At 69.4% G+C, this 21,566-nt stretch carries 8 protein-coding genes; 2 read left to right on the top strand and 6 right to left on the bottom strand.

All coding sequences use genetic code 11. The features are described from left to right. Positions 1-61 precede the first annotated feature (61 nt). The gene (gene pulA / locus STROP_RS15325; protein ID WP_012014276.1) at positions 62-2,902 is read left to right on the top strand and encodes a pullulanase-type alpha-1,6-glucosidase; all 2,841 of its coding nucleotides are present in this window, start codon (positions 62-64) and stop codon (positions 2,900-2,902) included. Between the two features lie 66 nt (positions 2,903-2,968). Here pulA and STROP_RS15320 read toward each other — a convergent pair whose 3' ends face one another. The 3 genes from STROP_RS15320 to STROP_RS15310 form a co-directional block, all read right to left on the bottom strand. Then, complete coding sequence (locus STROP_RS15320; protein ID WP_012014275.1) at positions 2,969-4,990, bottom strand: hypothetical protein; 2,022 nt, start codon at positions 4,988-4,990, stop codon at positions 2,969-2,971. A 345-nt stretch (positions 4,991-5,335) separates the two neighbouring features. Then, positions 5,336-6,907 carry a hypothetical protein gene (locus STROP_RS15315; protein ID WP_012014274.1) on the bottom strand — a complete coding sequence of 524 codons (1,572 nt, stop codon included), beginning with the start codon at positions 6,905-6,907 and terminating at the stop codon, positions 5,336-5,338. 281 nt (positions 6,908-7,188) lie between these two features. Continuing rightward, positions 7,189-8,667 (bottom strand): aminopeptidase P family protein, encoded by a 1,479-nt coding sequence (locus tag STROP_RS15310; protein ID WP_012014273.1) that lies wholly within the window; start codon positions 8,665-8,667, stop codon positions 7,189-7,191. A 120-nt stretch (positions 8,668-8,787) separates the two neighbouring features. Here STROP_RS15310 and asnB point away from each other — a divergent pair, with 120 nt between their 5' ends. Beyond that, the gene (asnB, locus tag STROP_RS15305) at positions 8,788-10,749 is read left to right on the top strand and encodes an asparagine synthase (glutamine-hydrolyzing) (RefSeq protein WP_012014272.1); all 1,962 of its coding nucleotides are present in this window, start codon (positions 8,788-8,790) and stop codon (positions 10,747-10,749) included. 126 nt (positions 10,750-10,875) lie between these two features. Here the strand turns inward: asnB and STROP_RS15300 are convergent, their stop codons facing one another. The 3 genes from STROP_RS15300 to STROP_RS15290 all read right to left on the bottom strand — a co-directional run bounded on the left by STROP_RS15300 (position 10,876) and on the right by STROP_RS15290 (position 21,496). Next, complete coding sequence (locus tag STROP_RS15300) at positions 10,876-18,006, bottom strand: type I polyketide synthase (RefSeq protein WP_012014271.1); 7,131 nt, start codon at positions 18,004-18,006, stop codon at positions 10,876-10,878. A 110-nt stretch (positions 18,007-18,116) separates the two neighbouring features. Next, positions 18,117-18,974 carry an SAM-dependent methyltransferase gene (locus tag STROP_RS15295; RefSeq protein WP_012014270.1) on the bottom strand — a complete coding sequence of 286 codons (858 nt, stop codon included), beginning with the start codon at positions 18,972-18,974 and terminating at the stop codon, positions 18,117-18,119. A gap of 26 nt (positions 18,975-19,000) precedes the next feature. Then, a complete protein-coding gene (locus tag STROP_RS15290; protein WP_012014269.1) occupies positions 19,001-21,496 on the bottom strand; it encodes a lantibiotic dehydratase family protein in 2,496 nt (831 codons plus the stop codon). Positions 21,497-21,566 lie beyond the last annotated feature (70 nt).

The following is a 21,566-nucleotide window of genomic DNA, read 5'->3' as shown; positions in this document are numbered from 1 at the left end:
TTGCAGTAACTTTCGGTGGAAGCTAGCGTGCGGCTCATCAGCGACCAGAGGAAGGCCGTCGATGAAACCCCCGCCGATCCCGCGCAAGGCGCTGCTCACTCTCGCCTCGCTGGCGACCCTCACCCTCGCCGGCACCAACACGTTCGTCCACATCGACCCATCCGCCGGCACCGACGTGCTCGCCATGGCCGGTACCGAGCAGTGGGCTGTCGACCACTCCGCCACGCTGCTCACCGCCGGCGAAGACCAATCGGAGCCCGGCACCACCACGGACCTCGACCTGACCAGGCAGAAGGCACACTGGATCGATCGCGGCACCCTCGCCTGGCCGACCGGACCACCGGGCGGCACGACGTACGCGCTGGTCGCCGCCGCTTCCGGTGGCGTGACCATTGTCGACGGTGAACTCGCCGGGACGTACCGGACAGTTCCGCTACGTGTCCGGCACCACGGGCTGACCAAGGCACAACGCGAGCGGTTTCCGCACCTGGCGGCGTATCAGGCTCTCGTCCTGGACCGGAAGCACCTGGCCGGGGTGCCGGCGGCGCTGCGCGGGCAGCTTGTGGTGACCGAGCGGGACACCGACGGCACCCTGCGCGTCGCCACCGGTGTGCAGGTCCCGGGTGTGCTCGATGACATCTACGCCCCGGCGACTCGGGCGCGACTCGGTCCAACCTTCGCCGGTGCGGTGCCGACGCTCGCGGTCTGGGCTCCCACCGCCCGTACGGTGACGCTGGAGTTGTTCGACACTCCGACGGCGCGACCGCGGCCGGTCACCATGAGTCGGGATGACCGCACCGGTGTGTGGTCGGTGCGGGGAACCCCCTCCTGGACCGGGAAGTACTACCGCTACCGGGTCGAGGCGTGGCAGCCGGCGGAGCAGCAGATGGTAACTGCGGCGGTGACCGACCCGTACTCGCTGGCGCTCGCACCCGACTCCACCCACAGCCAGATCGTCGATCTCGCCGACCCGCGGCTCGCACCACCGGGCTGGACGAACCTGCGTAAGCCGGCGGCGGTACCGGCGACGAAGGCGCAGATCTCGGAGCTGTCGGTGCGGGACTTCTCGATCGCTGACAGTACGGTCCCGGCCGAGCGACGCGGCACGTTCCGTGCCTTTACCGACCCGGTCACCGCGGGAATGCGACACCTGAAGGCGCTCGGCGACGCCGGGACGACCCACCTGCACCTGCTCCCGGCGTTTGACTTCGCCACGATCCCCGAACGCCGCGCCGACCAGCAGCAACCCCCCTGCGACCTGGCAGCGCTCCCGCCGGACTCGGACGAACAACAACGCTGCGTCGCCGCGGTGGCGGACACCGACGGCTACAACTGGGGGTACGACCCGCTGCACTACACCGTGCCGGAGGGCGGCTACGCGGTCAACCCGGCCGGGGCGGCGCGGACCACCGAGTTCCGACGGATGGTCGCCGGGGTGAACGGCGCCGGGCTGCGGGTGGTGCTCGACGTCGTCTACAACCACACCTCGGCGACGGGCACCGACCCGAAGTCGGTCCTGGACCAGGTGGTTCCCGGCTACTACCACCGGCTGCTGGCGGATGGCTCGGTCGCCACCTCGACCTGCTGCGCCAACACCGCTCCCGAGCACGCCATGATGGGCAAGCTCGTGGTCGACTCGGTGGTCACCTGGGCGAAAGAATACAAGGTGGATGGCTTCCGGTTCGACCTGATGGGTCACCACCCGAAGGCGAACATGCTGGCCGTCCGCGCGGCTCTGGACGAGCTGACCGTCGCCCGCGACGGGGTGGACGGTCGGGGCATCCTGCTGTACGGCGAGGGCTGGAACTTCGGCGAGGTGGCCGACGGCGCGCGGTTCGTTCAGGCAACCCAGGCCAACATGGCCGGCACGGGTATCGGCACCTTCAACGATCGGCTCCGGGACGCGGTGCGTGGGGGCGGTCCCTTCGACGCCAATCCGCGGCAGCAGGGCTTCGCCTCCGGGCTGTTCACCGACCCCAACAACGACCCGGTCAACGGTTCGACGGCGCAGCAGCGCGCCCGACTGCTGCACCAGCATGACCTGATCAAGGTGGGGCTCAGCGGCAATCTGCGCGGCTACCGGTTCACCAACACCGCGGGTGAGCAGGTCACCGGGGCGCAGGTGGACTACAACGGATCCCCGGCCGGCTACACGGCCGCGCCGGGTGAGTCGGTCACCTACGTGGACGCGCACGACAACGAGATCCTGTACGACGCGCTGGCGTACAAGCTGCCGGCGGACACCACGGCGGTGGACCGGGCCCGGATGCAGGTGCTCGCGCTCGGCACCGCCGTGCTGGGGCAGGGCACCGGCTTCGTCACCGCCGGCACCGAGCGGCTGCGGTCGAAGTCGCTGGACCGCAACTCGTACAACTCGGGTGACTGGTTCAACCAGATCCGCTGGGAATGCGCACAGGGCAACGGGTTCGGCGTCGGGCTTCCGCCCGAGTCGGACAACAAGGACAAGTGGCCGTACGCCCGGCCCCTGCTGGCCGACCCGGGGCTGGTGCCCGGCTGCGCGACGATGGACCTGGCCGAAGCTCGTTTTGCCGAACTGCTCCGGATTCGCTCCTCGTCGCCGGTGTTCGGGTTGCGGACAGCAGAGCAGGTGCAGCGGCGGGTGGCCTTTCCGTTGTCCGGCCGTACGGAGCAGCCCGGTGTGCTGACGATGACGCTGGACAGCCGTGGGCTGGGTGGTCCGTGGAAGTCAGTGACGGTGATCTTCAACGCCACCCCGCAGCCGGCCACCCAACAGCTCATTGACCTACGCGGGGCGGACGTGACACTGCACCCGGTGCTGCGCACCTCCGCCGACGAGCTGCTGCGGACGTCCTCGTTCGCGGCCGACAGCGGCACCTTCACGGTTCCGGCTCGCAGCCTGACGGTCTTCGTGCAGCGGTAGTACCCGCACAACAGGGTCCGGCCCCCTCCGCGTCAGCGGAGGGGGCCGGACTGGCGAGCTGGTCGATCAGCCGAAGCAGTTCTCGATCTCGTCGACACTGCCCTGGCAGTTGGTCGGGTCGTTGCCCTTGATCGCGGACTTGTTGTCCACCGTAACCTCGCCCAGTGCGCTGAACACGCCACCCGGCTCGAAGGTGGAGCGGTTCTTCGTCACCTTGGAGGCGGTCAGGTCAACCGCTCCCGCGACGTTGAAGATCCCGCCGCCGGAGACAGCGGCCAGGTTGCCGGAGACCGAGCTGTTCCGGAAGGTGACCGCGCTGAGGACGTTGAACACACCGCCGCCGAAGGTAACGGCCTTGTTGTCCAGGACCTTGCTCTTGTCCACGTTGACGATGGCACCGAGCACCAGGGCCAAGCCGCCGCCGGCACCGGTGGTGGTGTTCTTGGCGACCTCTGTCTCCTTCAGGTAGAGGTTGCTCTGCCCGACCGCCGCGATGCCACCACCGGCGAGGAGCGCCAGGTTGCTGGTGATCTTCGACTGCGTGATCGTGGTGTCGCCCCCGATGTCGAGCAGGCCACCACCGAAGCCGAGCGTCTCATTGGCGGTGATCTCGGCCTTCTCGATCCGGACCGTGCCGGCGTCGGTGTCCTCACCGTCGACGAGTGCCGCTCCGTTGGAGATGCCGCCACCGCCGATGATGGCGCCGTTGTCCTTCACCCTCGACGAGGAGATTTTCAGCATTCCGGCGTTGAAGATGCCGCCACCGAATTGGAAGGCGTGGTTGTCGGCCACGGTGGTGTGGTAGAGGCTGGTCTTGCCGAAGTTGGCGATCCCACCCCCGAGTCCACCCGCGAGGTTGTGCTCCACGTGGGACTTTTCGAACTCGGCGGAACCGCCCGCCTGCACCAGGACACCGGCGCCGTCGCTGAGATTCTCGTCCTGAAGAACGTTGGCCGCATCGGCGGCGTTGTCCGCGTTGGCGGCGCCGTTTCCGCTCCAGTCCGTGGCACCGTTCTCGTTGCCGGCGGCTGCACGGTTGGCGGCGGCTGCACCGTTGGCGGCGCCGCTTCCGCTCCAGTCCGTGGCACCGTTCTCGTTGCCGGCGGCTGCACCGTTGGCGGCGGCTGCACCGTTGGCGGCGCCGTTTCCGCTCCAGTCCGTGGCACCGTTCTCGTTGCCGGCGGCTGCACCGTTGGCGGCGGCTGCACGGTTGGCGGCACCGTTACCGATGGCGGCGCCGTTCCCGTTCGCCGCGCCGTTTGACCACTGTGATGTCTGCGCTGCCTCGGCGGGGGTCTCGGTGTTGGCCCTGGGGCTGGCCGCTTCGGCGGGGGTCGTTGCCTCGGCGTCCGCCGCCTGCGGCTCGCCCTGCAACAGCGGTAGGTACGGCTGGCCAGCCTGGGCCGCCTCACCCGCCGCGACCGAGTTTGAGAAGCGCGCCCACACTGCCTCGGGCGTGTTCTCGCCCTGCTCGACTTCCAGGGTCTTGCCGCCCTTGATGGACAGGCCCTCGACCTTCAGCTGTCCGCCGCGACCGACGTTGAGGATCCGGAAGAACTCGGCCTGGCTGTCCCGGACAATCTTGGTGTTGTGGCCGATGAGCTTGATCGGTTCCTCGATCACCGGCAGGCCGTTGCCGAAGCCGTCGGAACGGGTCAGCGTGTAGGTGCAGTCTTTGGCCAGCTTGAGTACGCCACCCTGGTTGTTGTTGGCGTAGATGATCGCCTGGATCAGCTTGTCGGTCTTGCAGGGCACCTCCTTTCCGCGCTTCTTCTCGCGGCCTTGGTGTCCGTGCCGGCTGTCCCAGTCGCCTTCGCGGCCCTTCCCCCAGTCGCCTTCGCGGCCCCTTTCCCAGTCGCCTTCGCGGCCCATCTCCCGGTCGTCGGCGGACTGTTCGCCGTCCTTGGTGACCTGAGCGGTGTTCCATGCCATGTCCTGGGCGCCGGCGCCGACCCCGGTAAGGCCGACCGCGGCGATGCTGACCACGCCGGTGAGACCGGCGACGCCGCTGGCGAGCCAGAGCTTGCGCCGTCGTTTCGACGTCGCCTCCGGGTCGGTCGCGTTGTTCTTCGGTAGGTAGTTGTACATCGGAGCTCTCTGCCCTCTCCTCGTACCAGACAGGGGCGCAGCACCACAAAGCCAGCGTCCCTACTACAAATCGGTTGTAGCTCCCAGAAACACCGTATGAGAATCATCCTCACCTTGCGGGCTTATACGAAAAAAGTCCGCATTTGCGGTGCAGATGGCTAGATCAGGACGAGCGTCGGTCTTGGGGCCAGTGTGGGCCAGGTCCCCGCAGGTAGTAGGACTTCTGGGCATCACATCGCAGACGGCGCGGACGGCGCGGTTCCGGACGCCAGGATGGTGCGGGCTCCTCCGGCCGTACGACGGTCGGAGGAGCCCGCTCTATGTGGTGGTGCTCTCAGGGGGAACTCAGCCGAAGCAACGTTCCGGAACAACCGGGCTGCCCAGGCAGTTCGTTGGTCGGTTCTGCTTGACCGCGGACTTCCGGTCGATGTCGACACCGTCGTTCGTGGTGAAGATGCCGCCCGGCGGCGTCGTGGCGGCGTTCTGGGTCACCGCGCTCCGCACCAGGTCAACCTGGCCGAAGGCGTTGACGATCCCGCCGCCCACCGCAAATGGACCGACTGCTCGGTTCCGGGCGACCTGGCTGTCCCGCAGGGTCACGAAGGCCTGCGCGTTGAACAGGCCGCCGCCCCCCGCGCCGTTGGCGACATTCTGCTTGAGCGCGCTCTCCTGGAGGACGGCGATCGCGTCGGCGGCCACCGCGAGGCCACCCCCGACGCCCATGGCGACATTCCGCTCCAACATCACCTGCTCCAGGTACAGCTGGGAACCATCGACGCCAAGCACTCCGCCGGCGTCTCGACCCGCGGTGTTCTCGGTGACCTGGCTGCGGGTGACACTCATCTCACCCGAGCGGTCGAGGATGCCGCCGGCCAGGCCTTGGGTGTGGTTGTGGTTGATTGTGCTCTTCCACACCCAGACGGTGCCGCCCTTGACCCCGGGGCGGAACGAGCCGTTGGCGAACCCGCCACCCCCCTGGCGGGCATCGTTCTGCTCGATCTTCGAGTCCTCGATCCGAAGAACGCCGACGTTGAAGATCCCCCCGCCGAAGGCCGCGGCGCTGTTGCTCTCGACGGAGGACTTCCCGATGGTGGTGGTGCCGTAGTTGGCGATGCCGCCGCCGTTGTGGCCGGTCTGGTTCCATCTGATCGAGCTCTTCTCGATGTCGGCCCGACCGCCCCGCTGGACCAAGATCCCCGCGCCACCGACGAACGGGCCGACCGCTGCGGCGGTCGCCGCCGACTCGGCCGCCGTTGGTGCGGCTGGCTGGGGCGTGTTCGTCGGCGCCGAGAGGGTGAGGAGCGGTGCCGCCTCGGGCGTCGGGAAAGGCAACGGGGGCGCGGTCCGGCCGTTCTTGACGGTTACTCCCCGGAGGGTCAGGTGACCATCGCGCCCGACGTTGAGAATCCGGAAGTGGTCGGCGGTGGCGGCCCGGGCAATTGTGGTGTTGTGGCCTGCGAGGACGATCGGCTCCGTGATCACCGGCAGGCCGTTGCCCTGCTTGCTGCGGGTGAGTTCGTAGGTGCAGTCCTTGGCGAGTGTCAGCACGCCGCCGCGGTTCTGGTTGGCGTGGAGGATGGCCTGGATCAGCTTGTCGCTACTGCACGGGACGGTCTTCTCACGGTGCTTCTCGGTGGCCCGCCGGTCGTCCTGACCGCTCCGTTCGCTGCCACTCCACTCACTCTCGTTGTAGGTGTCGCCGGCGGCGTCGACGCGTGGTCCTGCGTCGGCTGGGGCCGCCGCCTGGCCGGCGCTCCCGGCCTTCTCGTCGTCTCGGGCGGCGATCCCGCCGAGGACGGCGAGTCCGACGACGCCGGTCAAGCCGACGACGCCAGCAGTGACCCAGAGCGTCTGCCGCCCTCGGTTGGGTGGGCCTACGTTGGCCCCGCCGTCAGGAGTTGTGATCTCAGTGGACATCAGAGCATTCCGCCCTTTCAGCTACTGGACGGTCCACACCATCTAAAGGCGGTGTGGACTGCTACAAATCGGGTTGTAGCCTCTGATGCTCACCGTATGAGAAGATCTTTCGCGGAAGTGGATGTTTGCGAAAAAGAACCTGATTTGCGTCACGTGGGAGTGAGTACCACCGACAGGGCAAAACAGACATAGAAGTCGCAATAAGGCGAAATGCCGCACCGGTTCCGCCTGGGACCGTACGGGCCCAAACGAAACGGTACGGCCGGGGTCGGTCGGCGAGATCAGCCCGGCAGGCGCGGGCCTGCCTCCCGCTGCCTGGCCAGCCAGGTTTCCACGTCGTCAGCGGTCCGGGGGAGCCCGGCGGAGAGGTTCACCGTGCCGTTCGCCGTGACCAGGACGTCGTCCTCGATCCGGACGCCGATGCCGCGTAGCTCCTCCGGCACCAACTCGTCCTCGGGCTGGAAGTACAGGCCCGGCTCCACGGTGAGCACGTAGCCCTCGCCCAGGGTGCCGTCGCGGTACATCGCACTGCGCGAGTTCGCGCAGTCGTGCACATCGATGCCGAGCATGTGCCCGAAGCCGTGCAGGGTCCACCGTCGGTACACCGCCGACGTCTCGTCCATCGCCTCGTCCACGCTCACCGGAAGCAGGCCCAACTCGGCCAGCCCCTCGGCGAGAACCCGCATACAGGTCAGGTGGACGTCCTTGAACGCCACGCCTGGCCGGATGAACTCGATGCCGGCCTGCTGAGCGGCGTACACGATGTCGTAGACCTGACGCTGTAGCGCGGTGAACCGGCCGCTCACCGGGAGCACCCGGGTCACGTCGGCGGTGTAGAGGTGGTCGTTCTCCACACCCATGTCCATCAGCAGCAGGTCACCTGGGCGGGTGGTGCCGTGATTGTGTACCCAGTGCAGGATTGTGGCGTGCTCGGCGGCGCCGACGATCGAGCCGTAACCGATGTCGTTTCCGTCGTGCCGGGCCCGCAGCGCGAAGATGCCCTCGAGTAGCCGCTCGGAGACTCCCCGGTCGGCCGGCAGTGCTCGCGCCACATCCTCGAAGCCGCGTACCGTGGCGTCCACCGCGTCCTGGAGCTGGGCGATCTCCCACTCGTCCTTGACCAGCCGCAGCTCGGAGATCGCGCTGGCCAGCTCCTGGTCGCGGGTCGGCTGTCCCCGCTCCCGCCGGCCGTCGTACGGGCGCAGGGCTGCATCAACCCGGGAGTCGAAGCCGCGCAGCACCCGGGTTCGGGCCGGGGCGAGGTCGGCCAGGGCGGCGTCCAGGTCCGCGAGGTCGGCGGTGGGCAGGCCCAACTCGCTCGACTTCTCCGCGAGGGTGCGTCGCCGGCCGAGCCACAGCTCGCCGTGTCGACTCCGGAAGAACTCGTCGCTCTGCCGGGACGCGTGCGGCCGCAGGTAGAGGAGGGGCTCATGTCCGGAAACGGTCGGACGGAGCACGAGCACACTGTCGGGCTCGTGGTCGCCGGTCAGGTACGCGAAATCGCTTCCCGGACGGAATCGGTGGGCGGTGTCGTTGGCGCGTACCTGCTCGCCGCCGGTGGGGATCACCAGGGTCTCGCCCGGGAAGGTCGCGGAGAGGGCAGCCCGACGTTTCGCGTGGTGGGGTGTCGCCGGGTGCGGGACGACCGGCAGCGCGGTGTCCCGCCAGCCCTGCCGCATGAACGCCAGGAGCGCCGCCGGGAAGTTTGGATCATGCGACTCCGTGCCCCCCGGATCGCGGTGGATGTGTTCCTCGGTCATCTCCGCTCCCTTCGCGTTGTCGCTGGTCCCGACGGTATCCGACGTGACCGGGCCAGTGGCTGAGGCTGGTTGCGCAGACGGCCGCCACGGCCGCGACGGGGGCGTGAAAAGATGACGACCATGTGCGGACTCCTGGCCTTCTTCAGCGCGCGCGGGGATGCCGCGGCTCACCGCGACCACATCGCCAACGCGTTGGAATGCCTGCACCATCGTGGCCCGGACGAGACTGGGGTTGAGGTTGTCGGCGACGCGTCCGGCCAGTATGCCGATGGCGTGTTCGCCCACAAGCGGCTGGCGATCATCGATGTGGCGTCCAGTCACGAGCCGCTGCCCTACGCCAACGGGCGCTACCTGCTGACCTTCAACGGCGAGATCTACAACTACATCGAGCTGCGGGAGGAACTGGCCCGCGACTACGGGGCGCAGTTCGCCACCTCCGGCGACGGTGAGGTGATCGTCGCCGGCTACCACTACTGGGGTGAGCAGGTGCTCACTCGGCTGCGGGGGATGTTCGCCTTCGTTGTCTGGGACCGGCAGGAGCGGCGCGCCTTCGGTGCCCGCGACTACTTCGGGATCAAGCCGCTGCACTATCTGGAGACGGCCGACGGCCTCTACCTCGCCTCGGAGAAGAAGGCTCTGCTGCCGTTCGCACCGGCGAACTACCAGGGCGACGCCGGCATCGACACGGCCAGCCTCAGCCACTATCTGACGTTGCAGTACGTGCCGGAGCCCGGAACTCTGCACCAGGGGGTTCGTCGGATCGGCTCGGGGGAGTACCTGACCTGGACGCCGGGCGGCCGAATCGATGTCCGCCGGTGGTACCGGCCGGTGTTCCGGCCCGCTCCGGTGCCGGATGAGCAGAAGCTCTACCACGAGATCCGGGAGACGCTGCGGGACAGCGTCCGGATTCACATGCGTTCGGATGTCCCGGTCGGTTCGTTCCTGTCCAGTGGGATCGACTCCACCGCGGTGGTGGCGCTGGCCCGGGAGTTCAACCCGAACATTCTGACCTTCACGGTCGGCTACGACGTGCCCGGCTACTCGGAGATCGACGTGGCCCAGGAGTCGGCCCGCCACCTCGACGTCACCACCATTCCCACCAAGATCGGGCCGCAGGACATGATAGCGGCGCTGCCGAAGATCGTCTGGCACCTGGACGATCCGGTCGCCGACCCGGCGCTGGTGCCGCTCTACTTCGTGGCGCGTAAGGCCGCCGAACACGTCACGGTGGTGCTCTCCGGCGAGGGTGCCGACGAGTTCTTCGGCGGCTACACCATCTACCGGGAACCGCTCTCCCTGAGCTCGGTCAACGGCCTGCCCGACGGCGTGCAGAAGGGGCTGCGGGCGGTGTCGAAGGCGATCCCGCAGGGGGTCAAGGGCAAGAGCTTCCTGGAACGCGGCACCACCCCGATCGAGGCGCGCTACTACGGCAACGCCCGGATGTTCACCGAGGAGGAGAAGCAGCACCTGCTGCGCCGCTACGACCCCTCGGTGCGCTACACCGACATCACCGCCCCGATCTATGCCGAGTGCACCGAACTCGACGATGTCACCAAGATGCAGTACGTGGACCTCTACACCTGGCTGCGCGGCGACATCCTGGTCAAGGCCGACCGGATCTCGATGGCGCACTCGCTGGAGGTGCGGGTGCCCTTCCTCGACCGGGCGGTCTTCGACGTGGCGTCGAAGATCCCGGTCGACCTCCGCCTGCCCCCACGTTCCGACGCCACCAAGTACGCGATGCGCCAGGCGCTACAAGGGGTGGTCCCGCCGGCCATCGTGAATCGCCGGAAGCTGGGCTTCCCGACCCCGACCCGGGTGTGGCTGCGGGGTGAGATGTACGAGTGGGCCCGGCACATGTTGGCCACCTCCGGTGCCGGTGACCTGATCGACCTGCCGTACGCGCTACGGCTGCTCGATGAGCACAAGCGGGAGGAGGCCGACCACTCGCGCAAGGTCTGGACGGTCCTGATCTTCTGCATCTGGCATGCGATCTTCGTTGCCAAGACGCTGGACCCGGGCATCCAGCGCAACCAGTCGGCCCTGCTGACGAAGCCGGTCGTCGGCAGCATGGTCCGTTGAGCGGGCCGGGGAGCATCGGGTCGACACCGGGTGTTCCCCGCCGGGCGGCCTGTCGGGGCTCGTCGGGACGGCTCCACGAGCCGCCCCGACGCCTGTCACGCAGGGATATGGCCGCTTTCGCGCGGCTCAGTAGGACAGCCCGGGGCAGGACACCCCGCCCTCGGGTGGGGTGTAGCCGCCCAGCGAGATCAGCGTCTCCAGACGGAGCAGCGAGACCCCGCGGGTGCGGGCGGCCCAGCTGAGCAGCTCTGGTGCCAGGCGGCCCGGGATGCGCAGCCGGGGAGCCAGGCCATGCGGATCCTGGCGGCGCATCAGCTCACCCGCGCCGGCGTACAGCGCCCACGCCGCCGCCTCTGACGTGGCCGCCAGGTGACCCAGGTCGGCCAGGCCGGTGGTGTAGCCGCAGAGCTCCCCGTTGGTCTTGTCCAGCACCACGTACGGCATTGACCAGTCGAACGCCCGCTTGGCTGCCATGTGGATTTCGCTGTCCCGGGAATGACCGTTGATCTTGCGGTACAGCGTCTGGCAGCCGGCAACATCCGCCTCGGTCATGGGCCGCACCTCGAACCCCGCCAGGTTGCCGGGAGTCGGTGGGACGTACCCGACCATGAGGGAGAGCTGTTCCTGCGGCACAAAGCCGAGCGAGGAGTACAGCCGGTAGGCCGACGTGTTGTTGGTGACCTGGACGGCCCGCACGGAGGAGCAGCCAAGCCGGTTGCTGGCGGCGACTATCGACTCCATCAGCATCCGTCCCACCCCGCCTCCCTGTGTCTCGGGGGCGACGCTCAACGGTCCGAAGGCGGCTACCTCCTCACCCAGCACCAGGAAGTTGGAGCCCACCACCGATCCCGTCGCATCAACCGCCACCTCACTCACACAGCTCGGTGAGGCGAGTCGTCCCTGGAGCATCTCCAGCACCGCCTGTTCCGAGGACCACTCGGGTGGTAGACCCAGCGCGGTGTTGGTGGCCTCGAACGCCTCGTAGCAGATCTGGGCCAGCCGCGGCAGGTCGGCGGTGGTTGCCGGCCGGATGTGGAGGCGACCACCCGCGGAGCCGGTCGTCTGGTGTCCGCCGGGCGGCGGGAAGTAGCCCACCCGGACGAAGAAGTCGACGTACTTCTCGAACAGGTCCCGGGTCATGGCCGGACAGTCGACGCCACTACCGGCCAGCAACGCGCGGGTCTCGGAGGTGTCGACCGTCAGGTAGTGGTTGCGTCCGCTGTAGATGGTGGACTCGAAGCTGTCGACCATCGCCACCATGGTGTTCTCGGGGTTGGAGCGTACTCGCCGGACCCAGGTGTCCCAGCCCAACTCGTCGAGGCGATAGCCGCGGGCACGCAGTGCGTCCGTCATCTCGGCGAACGGCAGGTGTGTGCTGTTGGCGAGGTGATGGTTGTGGTTGACGGCGTTTGCGTTCCGGGACAACCTCAGGATCGCCGAGCTGACGTAGTCGACGGGCACGAGGTGAAAGATGCCGGCCGGGTCGGTCGGAACCGCCTCCGCCTGCAGGATGCCCTTCATGCTCAGCCACACGAAGTCGTGCGTCTGGCAGCGGCCCTGCTCCGAGTCGCCGGAGATCTCGTCGACCCGGTAGATCGACACCGGTAGCCCGCGTTCCCGGGCGATCTCAATGATCTGCTCCGCGACCAGTTTGGTCTGTCGGTACCCGGAGGAGAGCGCCGCGGCGGGCCCCGGCGGGTCGGTCGACTTCAGGGCGACACCGGGTACGACCTCGGCGGAGAAGACGCCCGTGGACGACACGTGGTGGACCGGAACGCTGCGATGCCGTGCGGCCAGCCGCAGTATCTCCTCGGTGCCGGTCACGTTCGTTGCCTTCAGCGAGGAGTAGGGGTAGAGACCGTTGACGGTGGCAGCCGCGTGGTAGACCGTATCGACCCGGCGGGACAACTCGTCGTACCGCTGCTCCGACAGGCCGAACCTCGGAGCGGCCAGGTCGCCGACCACCACGGACAACCGGTTCGGATCGATCTCGTCCCAGAGCTGGTACCACTGGAGGTTGTCCCGCAGCCGGTCTGGCGCCGGCTTCTCGTCGGTGGACCGCACGAGGCAGTGCACCACGGCGTTCGTGCTCCGCATCAGGTCGCGGAGCAGGAAGGCGCCGAGGAAGCCGGTCGCTCCGGTGAGGAGGACCTCGCGAGGCTCGGTGACGGCGGTGATGACCTCATCCGCGCAGACGATGTCCGCGGCCAGGGTTACCTCGGCAGCGAAGTCCACCCGGTCCTCGTCGTCGTCGGCCGCGCGGAGCACCCGGCTCAGCAGGTGATCGGCGAGGACTGCCACGGTGGGGAATTCGAAGACCAGCGAGGCGGGGAGGTTGACCCCACTGAGGTCGCGGATCTGGTTTCGCAGCTCCACCGCGGTGAGGGAGTCGAAGCCCAGATCCAGCAGGGACGCGTCTGGATCGATTTCGTCCGGGTCTGCGTGACCGAGAACGGCGGCGACCAGAGCCGTGACGGTCTGGACCAGGTGCAGGAACTGCTCCTCCTCGTCCAAGGCACCGAGCCGAGCTGCGAGCATGGCCCCCGCCAACTGCGCGGCGTCGACTGCCGGGGTGGCGCCGGCCGACGGCACGGTTCCCGTTGACCGTTCGGTGGCCGCTCCGAGGCGGGACGAGTCGGCCCCACCGACCCGCTCGCGGAGGGCCGGACCCGGCCTGGTGGGCGACGGCACGGCGGTGGGTGGGAGCCAGTAGCGCCGTCGTTGGAACGGGTAGGTGGGCAGGTCGACCTCGGGTTCGTCGGTCGGTGGGAAGAAGCCCTCCCACTCCACCGGGACACCGAGGGCGTGCAGGGCGCCCAGGGCAGCGGCCTCGGCACCCGACCGGCCACGACGGCAGAACGGCACCGCGTGGTGCTCGTCCGCGCCGAGGGTCTCCCGCACCAGCGCGGTCAGTACTCCGTCGGGACCGAGTTCGACGAAGGTGTCGGTGCCCTGCGTACGAATTGCGCGTACCGCTGGCGCGAAGCGAACCGGCTGGCGGAGTTGCTCGACCCAGTACCCCGGTGTGAGCAGCTCCGCGCCTGCGGCCACGCCGGTCATGGTGGAGACGATCGGAATGGTGGGTCGCTGGTAGGCCAGCGACTCCGCGACGGCGCGGAAGTCGTCGAGGACGGGGTCCATGTGAGCAGAGTGGAAGGCATGGCTCACCCGGAGGCGCGTGGCCCGATGCCCGTGTTCGGCCAGCCGGGTGGCGAGCGAGGTCACGGCCTCTTCGTCGCCCGAGACGACGACCGACCGGGTCGCGTTGATCGCGGCGATTCCGATCCGCGACTCCTCCCCGGAGAGCAGGGGCAGTATCTCCTCCTCGGTGGCCTTCACCGCGAGCATCGCCCCGCCCGGGGGCAGCGCCTGCATCAGGGCGCCCCGGGCATTGACCAGGCGGGCCGCATCCGGCAGCGAGAGTACCCCGGCCACGTGTGCCGCGGTGATCTCGCCGATGGAGTGCCCAGCGAGCACGCTCGGGTGTACCCCCCAGGAGCGCAGGAGGGCGAATTGGGCGACCCCCAGGGCGAAGAGGGCGGGCTGGGCGAGACCGGTTTGGTGGATCGACTCGTCATCCGGCGTCCCGGCCGGCGCCAGCAGGGCCGGCCGTACCTCCGGTGCCAGAAACTGACAGACCTCGTCCAGCGCGGCGGCGAAGACGTCGAAGCTGTCGTAAAGGTGGCGGCCCATGCCCGGGTACTGCGCGCCCTGGCCGGTGAAGAGCACAGCGACGGCCCGGTCGGGCACCGCGCGTGCCGTCGTCAGCCCGGCCGCCGGCGTGCCCGAGGCGAGGGCCTCCAGGCCCGCCAGGAGTTGCTTGGTCTCCGTACCCACCACGGTCGCCCGATGGTCCAGGCCCGCGCGCGAGCGAGCCAGCGCGCGGCCCACGGCCGCCGGGCTGAGCTCGGGCGCGGAGCGCGTCATCGAGGCCAGCCGGGCAGCCTGCGTCCGCAGCGCCACCGGCGACCTGGCGGAGAGCAGCCAGGGAACGGCGGCGGGGCTCCGGGACTCGTCAACGCTCGCCGACACCGGCGGCTCGACCGGGCTCTCTTCCACGATGACATGCGCATTGGTGCCGCTGATCCCGAAGGCGGAGACCCCGGCCCGCCGGGGCCGGCCGGCCACCTGCCAGGGCCGGGGCTCGGTCGCCAGGCGTACCTGGCCGGAGGTCCAGTCGACGTGCGGCGACGGTTGGTCAACGTTGAGCGTGGCCGGGAGAGTCCGGTGGCGCATCGCCTGCACGATCTTGATGAGACCGGCAGTGCCGGCAGCCGCCTGGGTGTGGGTGATGTTGGACTTGACTGATCCGAGCCATACCGGTTGCTCCGGCGCCCGCCCCTGCCCGTAGGTGGCCAGAATCGCCTCGGCTTCGATGGGGTCACCGAGCGCGGTTCCCGTGCCGTGCGCCTCGACCAGGTCGATGTCGGCGGGACCGAGCCGGGCGGCGGCGAGTGCCTGACGGATCAACCGTTGCTGGGCCTGGCCGTTGGGGGCGGTGAGCCCGTTCGACGTGCCGTCCTGGTTGACCGCGCTGCCCCGGATGACGGCGAGCACCTTCCGCCCCGCCCGGCGCGCGTCCGAGAGGCGCTCCAGGAGCACCACCCCCGCACCTTCGCCGAAGGCGGTACCGTCTGCTGCTGCGGCGAACGCCTTGACCCGGCCATCCACGGCGAGGCCACGCTGACGGCTGAACGTGATCAGATCGTCGGGGGTGGCCATCACGGTGACCCCACCGGCGAGGGCGAGGCGGGACTCCCCGGCGTGCAGCGACTGACACGCCAGGTGGAGCGCCACCAACGACGCCGAGCAGGCGGTGTCCACCGTGATGGCCGGACCTTCCAACCCGAGGGTGTAGGCGACGCGTCCAGACAGCACACTGCCCGAGGTGGCGAAGCCCAGGTAGCCCTCGTACTCCGAGGCCGGCGCGGCGAGGGAACTGTACGTCTGCCCCTTCGTGCCGATGAAGAGGCCGGTCGGGGAGCCAGCCACCCGGGTGGGATCGATTCCGGCACGCTCGAACGCCTCCCAGGCGATCTCCAGGAGTACCCGCTGCTGCGGGTCCATCGCGGTCGCCTCCCGCGGGCTGATCCCGAAGAAGGCGGCGTCGAAGCCGGCGGGGTCGGAGATGAACCCGCCCCGGGATACGTAGCTGGTGCCGAGGTGGTCCGGGTTCGGGTCGATGAGGGTGTCCAGCGGCCAGTTCCGGTCGTCCGGCAGCTCTGAGGTGGCGTCGCGTCCTTCGGCGATCATGGCCCAGAGTTGGTCCGGATCCTCGACTTCGCCGGGGAATCGGCAGGCCATCGCGACGATCGCGATCGGCTCGTCGGCACCAGCCCGGTCCGGAGCGTGGGTGCCTTCGGCCGGCGCACGCGTTCCGCTCACCTCGGCGACCAGCCGGGCCGCAAGGGCGGTGGGCGTCGGATGGTCGAACACGACGGTCGCCGGAAGCCGTAGCCCGACTCGGGCGCAGAGCCGCTGACCAACCCCGACGACGGCGAGGGAACCGAGCCCGAGGTCGACGAAGGGCTGGTCGGGTCGGATCTGTTCGGCAGAGTCGAGACCCACGGCGCGGGCTACCTCGCTGCGAACCAGCTCCAGGACGCTCCGGGTGCGCTCGCTTGGCGGCAACTCCCGCAACTGCGCTGCCCACGCCGTACCGTCGATCGGCGCGGCCTCGCCGGCCTCGCCGTCCGGGGTGGCTACGCCCAGCAGTTGGGGGTCCGCCTCTGCCAGCAGGTGCCGGGTGATCTTGCCCGTGCTGGTCCGGGGGACGCGTTCGATCGTGTAGAGCCTGTCGGGAACCTTGAAGAAGGAGAGCAGCCGCCGGCAGTGCGCGAAGACCGTCGCCGCGTCCACGCCTTCGGGGCCGGGCACCAGATAGGCCACCGGCACCTCACCGAGCACGTCGTGGGGCTCGGCACCCACCGCCACGTCGGCTACCCCGGCGGCGGTACGCAGTACCTCCTCGACCTCGACGGGGTGGATGTTCTCGCCACCACGGATGATCAGCTCCTTGCGTCGGCCGGTCAGGGTCAGGTGCCCCAGGGCGTCCCGCCGCCCAAGGTCACCGGTGCGGTACCAGCCGTCGCGCAGGACAGCGGCGGTGGCATCGGGCTGCCCGTGGTATCCGAGCATGAGGTTCGGTCCGGCGACCCAGACCTCGCCCTCCTTCCCGGTGGGCACGTCCTGGCCGGTGTCGGGGTCGACCAGGCGGATGTCCACGCCGGGGAGCGGTGGCCCGACGGAGCCGGGGACCCGCTCCCCGAACGGCCGGTTCGAGGTGATGGCACCGGTTTCGGAGGACCCGTACTGGTCCACCAGGGGAACACCGAACGCCTCCTCGAAGCGGCTGCCCAACGCGGCACCGCTCGCCGATCCCGCCACGAAACCTAGTCGTAGCGCGGAGAGGTCGGTGGTGGCGTCGGTGACCTGGTCCAGCAGGTAGTGGTAGGTGGTCGGCACCCCGGCCAGGAACGTGATGGCCTCCTCGCGCAGGAGGTCGCGGACCTCGGACGGTGCGAAGCCGCTCATCAGCCGCGCACTCGCGCCGACCGCCGTGACCCCCAGCACGCACAGGTTCTGCCCGAGCCCGTGGAACAGTGGCATCGGCCACAACAGACGATCCTGCTCCGACAGCCCCAGCACCGGCTCATGCCCCGCCGCGACCAGCCACAACGAACTGCGCAGCGAGTACAGCACCCCCTTTGGCCGACCGGTGGTCCCCGACGTGTAGAGCATCCACGCCGGGGCATCCAGCGCAGCCTCGTCGGGAGCCGGTCCGCTCGGCTCGGTGCCCATCAACTCCTCGTACCGCACCGTCTCTGCTGCGGCGTCTTCCTCGGCTTCGGCCTCGCCGGTACGGATGACCCGTGGTGGTCGACCCGGGTGGTGCCGCCGGACCACCTGGCCGAAGCGGGCCGGGTCACACACGATGACCGTCGGTTCGGCATCGTCGAGAAGGTGGTCGATCTCAGCCGTGGAGGATTGTGGGTTGAGCGGTACCGCGATGCCGCCCGCCCGGATCACCGCAAGGCTGCTCTCCACCGCCTCGACGCTGTTGCCCATCAGGATCACGGCTCGCCCACCGGTCTCCAACCCCAGGGCGGCCAGGTGTCCGGCCAGTCGAGCGGTCCGCCGGTCGAGGTCGGCGTAGCTGACGCCACGCTTACCGTCGGCGAAGGCGATCTTGTCTCCGCGCCGGACGGCGTGTTCGCCGAGCAGCTCGGACAGCGGTCGGATCAACTCGCTACGCATGTCTTCGTACCTTTCGGCTTCGTGCTCTGGGGTAGGTCGGTGTGGGCAGACGACGTCGGCTAGCGGACGACATCGGCTAGCGGACGGCGCCGGTTAACGGACGGCGCCGGTTAACGGACGGCGCGAATGGTCCGGGTCGGGCAGGAGAACACCAGCGAACCGTCGGAACCCGCCAGGCTCCGCAACGCGGTCCGGGCCGCGTTGGTGGCCTCGGTCCGCCGCTCCGGCGGCACCAGTTCCCACAGCATGCGCGGGGTGACCGTCCAGGTCCAGGCGAGGTAGTCGTCGATCGACTCGAATCGGGACTTCGCTGCTATGTGACGAATGTCGACATCGGTGAAGCCCGCCGTCAGGACCGCGCTGGCGGTTGACTCCTCGGAGACCAGCGGTCCGTTGAGACCGAGGACAAGCTGCCATGGATCGTCGACGCCCTCCGGGAGATAGGTGGACAACACCTCGGCGAGAATCTCCGCCGACTCCCAGCCGGCGGCGAGTCGGCCGTTCTCCGTCGGAAAGGTCGTCGCGACCAGCCGTCCACCGCTGCGCAGCGCCGCCGCGGCAGCGGCCAACGCCTGCTGCGGTGCCGGTAGCAGGAACAGAACCATGCCGGCGCTGATCGCGTCGAAGGGCCGGTCAACGGTGAAGCTCTGGACGTCACCGAGCCGCACCTGCGCCCGGTCGGCCAGTCCGCGGGCCTCAAGGTCGGCCCCACACGCCTCCACCATGCCGGGTGCCTGGTCGATGCCGAGCACGAAACCCTCGGTACCGACCTGGGCGGCGATCGGAAACAGGCAGGCGCCACGACCGCAGCCGAGGTCGAGCACCCGCTCGCCCGGCTTGAGCTCCAGCAGGTCGGCGACCGTTTTGCCCAGTGGGTGGAAGAGGAGTTGGCCGGCGGAATCGTACTGGTCAGCGGACTTGTCGTAGGCGTCCCGGACTCGGGCGGTGAGGTCGGTCTGTTCGGTCACGGCTTTCTCCTTGTCGCTGGAGGTGGTTACGGGTGATGGGGGATGGCGTCGTCGTCCTCGTCCACGTGGGCCGAGGCCGTAGGCCGCAGCACTGTGCCGAGGCGGAGCTCCGCGCAGTGCGGTTGGTCGTCGGGACGCCACCACAGCTGCTCGGGCGTGGGCAGCATTTCGGAGACCACGACGTCGGCCGGGGCGAGACGGGCGAGGTCGAGCACCGCCATCGGGTCGGCGAAGTCGACGTACAGCGGCTTCGGTTCGGCGGGATGCCGGACATAGACGTGGCGCGGCAGTCGGTGCTGTGCCCGGATGCGATGGAGTGCCAACCACTGCCCGTACGCGTCGTCGGCTCGTTCCGGGAGACGCACCCGCCACCGGGCGCGTTGCAGTACGACCCCGGCGACGACGATCCGCGGCGTGTAGGTGCCGAGGTCGATCGAGATCGGGCCGAGCGCCGGACGGGAAAGGGCCCGGTGCAGGGTGGAGGAGAGGTCTCCCGGCCACAGCAGCCGACGTTCGCCATCGACCAGGACGGCGTCCGCCGTGGCGGGGACGTGGGCCTCGGCGATCGGCACCACCTCGGTGCGGTCCTTACTCGACAGGCCACTGAGTTCGATCGCCACCCCTGGTAGCTCCGGGGTGACGTGGGCGCTGCGGCGGCGGGAGACGATCGTCGCGGCCGTCCGTGGCGAAACCGCCTGTTCGACCCGCGCCACGAAGTCCGCCCACAGCCCGTCCGGGTCACTGTGCAGGGGTCGCTCCAGTCCGCCGAAGATGGAGCTGCAATCGTCGTGCAGCTCCGAGAGCACCCAGGTGGCGGTGGCGGGGTCCGGGCCGGCGACCATCAGGTCAGGGCTGGGCAGACAGGCGTCGTCCGGGTCGAGGGAGACCGTCTCCCACAACGGGGCGAGGGCATCGGCGAGTACGTGTGGGTCGAGTTCGACGACCGGCGGACGGTCGGCGACCGCTGCCAGGTCGCCGACGGCCTTCGTGGTCAGTTCGTGCAGGATGGAATCCAGGTGGTCCCGCCGGTCCGTACGGGCGGGAATCTCCCGGGCGGCGAGGGCCGCGAGCGGGGCCGACGTGCCCCGCAGTGCGGTACACAGCGCGTCCCGGGCGTCCTCGCGGGCGAGGAGGGCGGCCAGGAAAGTCAGGGGGAAGACGGCCTCGGTGACCTGACGGATCCGGTCAACGATGGGCGCTCCGAGGCTGACCTGCTCGCTCAACGGACTGGACCTGTCCTCGTGGAACAGTTCCCGATCGGCGTAGTGCTGTCCACCGTTGCGGGAGGCGTCCCCGCCGGCCCGGGCACTGGCCTGCTGCGCCGCGGTGAGATGCGGGGCGCGGTCCGGCCACCCGGCCTGGGCGTACCTGTCCCGGCAGTCGGCGAGTTCGACGACCGTGGCTGTGGGGTGCTCCCCGGCGAGCCGGGTCAACGCGTGGAGCTCGGTGGCCGGGAGACGCCAGGGCGAGACGGTCAGCGCCGGCCCCAGCGCGCGTACCAGCCGTGCCAGGCGTTCGTCGGACTGATCCATCGTCCCGGTGGCGGCCAGCAGGTCGGCCAGGTGAGCTCCGGGGCTGGCCGCTGCCGCCTGCCACAGGGCCAGCGCGGCGGCGGCGACGGTGAAGCGGCGGCCGTCCACAACCCGTTCCAGCACGTGCTCCGGGCCCGGCTGGCGGAACAGGGGGCTGGGCCAGGCGCGCTGGGTACGCAGTGGAGTCTGACCAACAGCCTGCTCACGGAGCTGTTCGACCAGCCAGGCGCTGGCCTCCACCACGATGCGCTCGGGCGCGGGTGTCCCGACCTGGACCGGCTGGTCCTGTTCCGGGCGAAGCTTGCTGAACAGCACCGGCCCAAAGAATGAGACGGTTTCGCATTTGGTGGCGAAGCGGCGAAGGTAGCGATGCACGGTGTCGAGCCGGCGGCGCAGCGCGCGCGGTGGGTCGGTGCCCACCGCCGAACTGTCCCAGCTGGGGTGCGCCATCGGCGGCGTCCGCAGCGCGGAGTGGAAGAAGCCCGGGTTCGACACGAACACGGCGTGCCGGAAGGCATCGGAGTTGGCGGTCGTCGCGGTGTGTAGCCGAGCCTGGTGCAGTGCCCCGTCGAACTCTGCGCGGACGGTCGCCAGGTGTTCGGTGTGGGCGTCGACCAGGGTGTTCCACCGCGAAGCCCACTGCGGTAGTCCGGTGGCCGTCAGAATCTCGATGCCCCGCTCGTCCAGCCGTGCTCCCGCCTCCACCCGGCGCCGACAGCTCTGCAACGCGCGCAGGGATCGCTGACGGGGCTCGAGCTCCCGGACAGCCTCGCGCGCGACGGGCCAGCATTCGTGCAGAAAGTGGACGCGCGCCGCCTCGACCTCCTGCTCTGCGGCGAACACCCGGTCGGCCGCGGCGATGAGGGTCGCGGTGGCGAGCCCCGCCACCAACTGGACCGGAAAGCCGGTGCTGCGGAGCAGCGCCCACGGTACGGTCTCGACGGTCAACTCTCCTCGCCCGGCTGGCACCGTCCAGGTCAGTGCTGCCATCTCGAGTCTCCTGACTGGTCTCGCTTTCGGTTGCCGGCTCGGGTAGGAACGTGAGGAGCCGGGTACGTCA

It is taken from the genome of Salinispora tropica CNB-440 (genome assembly GCF_000016425.1).
GTDB lineage: Bacteria > Actinomycetota > Actinomycetes > Mycobacteriales > Micromonosporaceae > Micromonospora > Micromonospora tropica.
The sequence above is the reverse complement of the archived record's forward strand: the minus strand, read 5'-3'. Positions and strand labels throughout refer to the sequence as shown.